Here is a 5,904-nt window from a genome sequence, read left to right as displayed (position 1 = left end):
GCGCCGGTTCGAACCGGCGCGTCTCGGCGTAGGCGACGGCCAGGCTGTTCAGCGTCACCGGTGCCCGGTCGTCGTCGCCGGTGGCCCGGTGCAGGTCCAGGGCCTGCCGGAAGTACGCGATGGCCTCGTCGTACTGGCCGTTCACCGCGTGCGCGGAACCGAGGCTGGCCAGCAGCGCGCCTTCGGCCTTCGGATCGCCGAGCTCCCGCGCGGAACGCAACCCGGTTTCGCTGGTCTCGAGCCAGTCGCGCCGCCGCTTGCCCGCGTAGCAGTACGACGACACGGCGAGCGCCAGCTGCCAGGCGTGTTCGTGCAGCCCGTGGGCCGCGGCGCCGTCGATCGCCGCGACCAGGTTGGCCTGTTCGGCGTCGCACCAGCGCATCGCGCTCTGGTTGTCGGCGAAGGCGACCGGCGTGACCTCGGCGACCGGCTCGACCGGCGCGAAGGGCGGCCGATGGGGCCGCAGCAGGCCCTCGGCGGCGATCGTCGTGTGCAGGTACCAGTCCAAGACCCGCCGGCGGGCGAGCTGTTCCTCGGGGTCTTCGGCGGCCAGCTCCGCGGCGTAGTCCCGCAGCAGGTCGTGCCCGCGGTACCGGCCGTCGGCGGCCCGGTCGAGGAGGTTCGCCCTGACCAGCTCGGCAAGCGCTTTCCCAGGCTCCGCGCCCGCGAGCGCGGTGACGCCGGCCTCGCTCATCGTCTGGCCGGGGTGCACGGCCAGCAACCGGAACAGCCGGGCCGCGGCCGGGCTCAGCGCCCGGTAGGACCAGGAAAAGACGGTGCGCAGGTTCTCGCCGGTGAGGTCGAAGGCGTCCAGGCGCTGCCCCGCCCGGAGCCGGGCGGTCAGCTCGGCCGGCGAGACGCCGGGTTCCTCCAGCGCGCGGGCCGCGACGATGCTCAGCGCCAGCGGGACGTGACCGCAGTAGGCCGCGAGCGCGTCCACGCCGGCCCGGTCGTCGCGCAGCCGGGCGGTACCGAGGTAACCGGCGAGCAGGTCCGCGGACTCGGCCGGGCGGAACGGCCCGAGCCGGACGGCGGCCGCGTGCTCCCGCGCGACCAGGCTGCTCAACCGCGTCCGGCTGGTGACGAGCACGACGCACCGGCGGCCGCCCGGCAGCAGCGGCCGGACCTGCTCCGCGTCGGCCGCGTTGTCGAGCAGCACGAGCGTCCGGCGATCGGCGAGCAGGCTGCGCAGCCGGGCGCCCTGCTCGCCGACGTCCGCCGGGACCGAGCCGGGCGGGACGCCGAGGGAGTGCAGCAGCCGGGGCAGCGCCTCGGCGGGCCGCATCGGCGCTTCGGTGTGGTCGAAGCCGCGCAGGTCCAGGTACAGCTGGCCGTCCGGGAAGCGGTCGCGGGCGTGGTGGGCCCAGTGGACCGCCAGCGTCGTCTTGCCGATCCCGCCCATGCCGTGGACGACGACGATGCCGGCCTGCTCGGTCGCCGCGGCCAGTTCGGCCAGCTCGGGCGCCCGGCCGACGAACCCGCGCCGGGCGTGCGGCAGCTCCGCGGGCACCGCGGGCCGGGGCGGCGCGGGCTCGGCCGCTTCCCCGCCGGCGGTCAGGATCTGCCGCTGGATCGAGCGCAGGTACCGGCCGGGCTCGACGCCGAGGCCGTCGATCAGGGCCCGCCGCGCCTCCTGGTACTCGCGCAGCGCTTCGGCGGTCTGGCCGGTGGCCTGCAGGGCGAGCATCAGCCGGCCGCGGAACTGCTCGGCCAGCGGGCGCTCGGCGACCAGCGCCCGCAGCTCGCCGAGCATCCCGGCGTGGTTCCCGGCGGCCGTTTCGGCGTCGATCCACGCCTCGGTCAGCTGCACCCGGAACTCTTCCCAGGCGGGCGCGTGGCGTTGCCGGAGCAACTCCGAACCGACGTCGGCGAGCAGCTCACCGCGGGAAAGCCGGCGTGCCTCGCCGAGCAGGATGACCGCCTTTTCCCGGTCATCGCTTTCGAGGGCGGCCTTGTGCAGCTCGCGGACGCGGAAAACGTCGACGTCACCGGGTGCGACGTCCAAGGAATAGCCGGGCGCCCGCGTCACGAGCCGCGCGCGGTCCGCCGCGGACAGGTTCTTCCGCAGCCGCGTCACGTGACTGTGCACCGTCTCCCGGGCGGTGACCGGCGGGTCGTCGCCCCACAGGCAGTCGACCAGGCTCTCGGCCGAGACGACCTCTCCCGGTTGCATCGCGAGCGCGGCGAAGATGACCCGTTGCCGCGCCGACGTGATGCGCGTGGTCGCGCCCGCGTTGTCGCGGATTTCGAGCGGGCCGAGCAGGTGGATCTCCACGCGGCGCAGTCTGCCACCGAACTGCCGTCCCGTTGCCGGGTTCGCGCTACCCCAGCAGGGCCAGCACTTGCAGTTCCCCGACGAGTCCGCCGATCACCGCGCCGACGGCGATGAGCTTCCATTCGTCCTGCCGGAAGGCCGGCCGCAGCAGCTGCTCGAACTCGAGCGCACTCAGCCGCTTCATCCGGTCGACGATCGTGTTGCGCACGTCGAGGGCGTTGATCGCGTAGTCCTCGGCGTACCGGATCGTCTCCGGGACGCGTTCCGCGGCCTTCGCCGCCGCCGTCTGCTTCATCTCCTGGAACCGCTTCGTGCCGACGGCCATGGCGACGAACGGCTTGACGACGCTCGCCTGGGCGTCGATCGTCTTCTGCACCTCGCGGGTGATCAGCGCGAACAGCCGGTCGGACTTCGGGCCGCGCAGCACCGCTTCCAGGAGGTTCGGGATGGTGATGATCTCGCGCGCGATCATGTCGCCGTAGTCGGCGGCCACCTGGTCGCGGCGCTTCTGGAAGACGCCCTGCCAGGTGTAGAGGCCGAAGAACCGCTTCGGCTCGCGCGGCAGGAAGATCATCTTCAAGGCCAGCCAGTCGGTGAGCCAGCCGATGCCGAGGCCGAACAGCGGCAGCACGATCGGCGACTTCGTCAGCGCCCACACGACGAGCTGGACGCAGCCGAGTCCGAACCCGAACGCGAGGCCCGAGCGGGCGATGAACCGCATCTCGGGCCGGGAGATGTCCCGGATCAGCCGGTTCAGCAGCGCCTTGTCGCGGACCAGGTTCGTCACGACCATGTGCTTGAGGTCCAGGACGTCCTCGATGTCGTCGGCGATCTCCCGCATGATCTTGGTGATCGCCTTCGGCGCCTCGGCCTGGACGCGCTTGAGCAGCAGCTGCTGCGCGCTGTTGGGCAGCACTTCCCACAGCCGCGGCTGGTAGGTCTCCATCACCTCGCGGGTGACGCCCTCGACGACCCGTAGCAGTGGCTGCTCGATCTCCTTCGCCACCTCCGCCGGGTCGAGCCGGGCGAAGATCTCCTTCGGGTCGACGAGGGTGGTCGTCAGCATCTCGGTGGCGGTGGCCGCCATCCGCTCGGCGTTCGCCGGCAGCACGCCCTGCCAGCCGAGGAAGGGCTTGAGGCCCACGAATTCGAGGGGCCGGAACATCATCTCGATGGCGACGCGCTTGGTGACGTAGCCGATCAGCGCCGCGATGACGGGCATGGTGACGTACACCTGCCAGTGCGTGCCGAAGTCCACGCGCGAACGCTATCGGCCCGGCGTCAGTGCAGCAGGAGGAGCACCTGCAGTTCACCCACCAGGCCACCGATGACCGCGCCGACGGCGATGAGCTTCCACTCGTCCTGCTTGAACGCCGGCCGCAGGATGCCTTCGAACTCGAGCGGGGTCAGCTGCCGCATCTTCGTGACGATCGTGTTCCGGACGTCGAGCGCGCCGGTGGCGTAGCTCTCGACGTGTTTCACCGTTTCGGGGAGGAACTCGATCGCTTTGGCGGCAGCCGCGCGCTTCATCTCCTGGTACTGGCGGCCGCCGATGGTCAGCGCGACCAGCGGCTTGGCGATGCTCGCCTGCGCGTCGATCGTGCGCTGGACCTCGCGGGTGACCATGGCGAACAGCCTGTCCGAGCGCGGCCCGGTGAGCACGGCCTCCATCACGTTCCGCACGGTGAGCACCTCGTCGGCGATCAGCGCCCCGTAGTCGGCGGCGACCTCCTGGCGGCGTTTCTGGAACATCCCCTGCCAGCGGAAGACGCCGAACCCGCGCGGCTCACGCGGGTAGAAGATCATCTTGAGGGCGAGCCAGTCCGTGACGAAGCCCGTGACGAAACCGAAGATCGGCATGATCAGCGGCTGTTTCGTCAGCGCCCACGCGACGAACTGGACGAGCCCGATCACGAACCCGAACCAGATCCCGGAGCGCGCGATGAACCGGAATTCGGGGGCGGCGACCTCGCGGATCAGCCGGCAGGTGAGCGACTTGTCGCGGACCATGGCGTTGATCAGCATGTCGTCGACGTCGAGGACGTCGTCGATGTCGGCGGAGATGTCCCGCAGCAGCCGCTTGACGACGGCCGGCGCCTGCGCGCGGACCTGGTCGACGAGCAGCCGTTGCGCCCGGGCGGGCAGCATTTCCCAGAGTCGCGGCTGGTGGGTCTCCATGACCTCCCGGGTGACCTCCTCGACGGCCTTCAGCAGGGGCGGTTCGAGCTCTTTGACCATTTCTTCCGGGTCGAGCCGGGCGAAGATCTCCTGCGGGTCGACGAGGTTGCGGGTCAGCAGCTCGACGGCGGTGGTGGCCATCCGCCGCGCGTTCGCCGGGATGACGCCCTGCCAGCCGAAGGGTTTGGCGCCGACGAACTCCAGGGGCCGGAACATCATTTCGATGGCGACGCGCTTGGTGAGGTAGCCGATCAGGGCGGCGATGAGCGGCATGCTGGCGTAGACGGGCCAGTGCGCGTGGACGTCGGCGAGTATGTCCACAGTGGCCTCCTCGCGTCGAGCCCCAGGATGCCATGCGTTACCGGGGGTTCCAATATCCGTGATGCATCCTTTTGGCGGTACGCATCGAAGGTCCCTTGCTCATTAAGGTGGCCCGATGGTCGCGCCTGAGAAGCCCCAGTCCGCCCCGAAGACCGCCCAGTTCGCCGTGGGTGTCCGCGGCTACAACCAGCGTCAGGTAGACGAGCGTCTCGCCGAGCTGACCAAGGAGCTTCGCGAAACGTCCCGCAACCGCGACGACGCCGTCGCGACGTCCTCGGACCTGACGAAAGCACTCGGTTACGCGCAGAAGGAGCTGGCCGAGACGAAGGCCGCCCTGGCCAGGATGAGCTCGAGCCCGTCCGGCGCGGGCGCGATGGCCGAGCGCGTCCGGATGATGATGCAGCTCGCCGAGGAGGAGATCGCGGACCTGCGCTCGGCGGCGGAGGCGGACGCGGCCTCGACCCGCGACCAGGCGGACAAGTACGCGCACGAGACCCGCCGCACGGCCGACAAGCTGGCGAAGGACGCGGAGGAGGAGCGCGCCCGCTTGCTGTCGGAGGCGAAGGCCGAGATCGAGAAGCTGAACGCGGCGGCAGGGGCGAAGAGGGTGGAGCAGGCGGCGGCGGCCGAGCGAGCCCGCAAGGAAGCGGACGCGGCGGCCGAGGCGGCTGCGGCTGCTCTGCGCGAGGAAGCGGACCGCGTCGCGGCGGAGGAGCTGGCCGCGCGGAAGAAGGCCTTCGAGGAGGAGTTCGCGCGGAAGAAGGAGGAGACCGAGGCGGCACTGGCTTCGGCGCAGGCAGCGCAGGCTTCGGCGGATCAGAACCGGAAGCTGGCGCTGGACCTGCGGGCGAAGGTGGCTGAGCGGATCGCGGCGACGGATGTGGCCGTGAAGGAGGCCATGCGGTTGCTGGCGCCGGCGGAGGATGCTCCGGCTGGGGCTCCGGCGGCTTCGGCTCCGGTCTCGGCTGCGGCTGCGGCTGCGGCTCCGGCTGCGGGGAATGGGGATCGGAAGCCTGCTCCTGCTCCGAAGGCTTCGGCTGCTCCTGCGAAGGCTTAGTTGTTGGCTTGGGTGGCCCACCACCCCGAAGCCGGATTGTGACTACGGCCGGTAGCACCGCGTCAAGGCGGGA

Annotated in this window: 4 protein-coding genes; 1 reads left to right on the top strand and 3 read right to left on the bottom strand. The window is 71.1% G+C overall.

Annotated elements, in window-relative coordinates; translation table 11 throughout:
* The 3 genes from CCN39_RS37400 to CCN39_RS37390 all read right to left on the bottom strand — a co-directional run.
* Positions 1-2,275, bottom strand: a 2,275-nt coding sequence (locus tag CCN39_RS37400) for an AfsR/SARP family transcriptional regulator (protein WP_086850180.1), incomplete at its 3' end; no start/stop codon positions are given.
* A gap of 46 nt (positions 2,276-2,321) precedes the next feature.
* Positions 2,322-3,497, bottom strand: coding sequence for a DUF445 domain-containing protein (locus tag CCN39_RS37395; RefSeq protein ID WP_086850182.1), 1,176 nt, complete (start codon positions 3,495-3,497; stop codon positions 2,322-2,324).
* Between the two features lie 59 nt (positions 3,498-3,556).
* Positions 3,557-4,726, bottom strand: a complete 1,170-nt coding sequence (locus CCN39_RS37390) for a DUF445 domain-containing protein (RefSeq protein ID WP_208630568.1) — start codon at positions 4,724-4,726, stop codon at positions 3,557-3,559.
* 163 nt (positions 4,727-4,889) lie between these two features.
* On the opposite strand from CCN39_RS37390, the gene CCN39_RS37385 reads away from it, so the two are divergent.
* A complete protein-coding gene (locus CCN39_RS37385) occupies positions 4,890-5,831 on the top strand; it encodes a coiled-coil domain-containing protein (protein ID WP_086850176.1) in 942 nt (313 codons plus the stop codon).
* Positions 5,832-5,904 lie beyond the last annotated feature (73 nt).

Source organism: Amycolatopsis kentuckyensis (assembly GCF_002155975.1).
Lineage (GTDB): Bacteria > Actinomycetota > Actinomycetes > Mycobacteriales > Pseudonocardiaceae > Amycolatopsis > Amycolatopsis kentuckyensis.
Note: the sequence above shows the minus strand (reverse complement) of the source record. Positions and strands in the feature narration are given on the sequence as shown.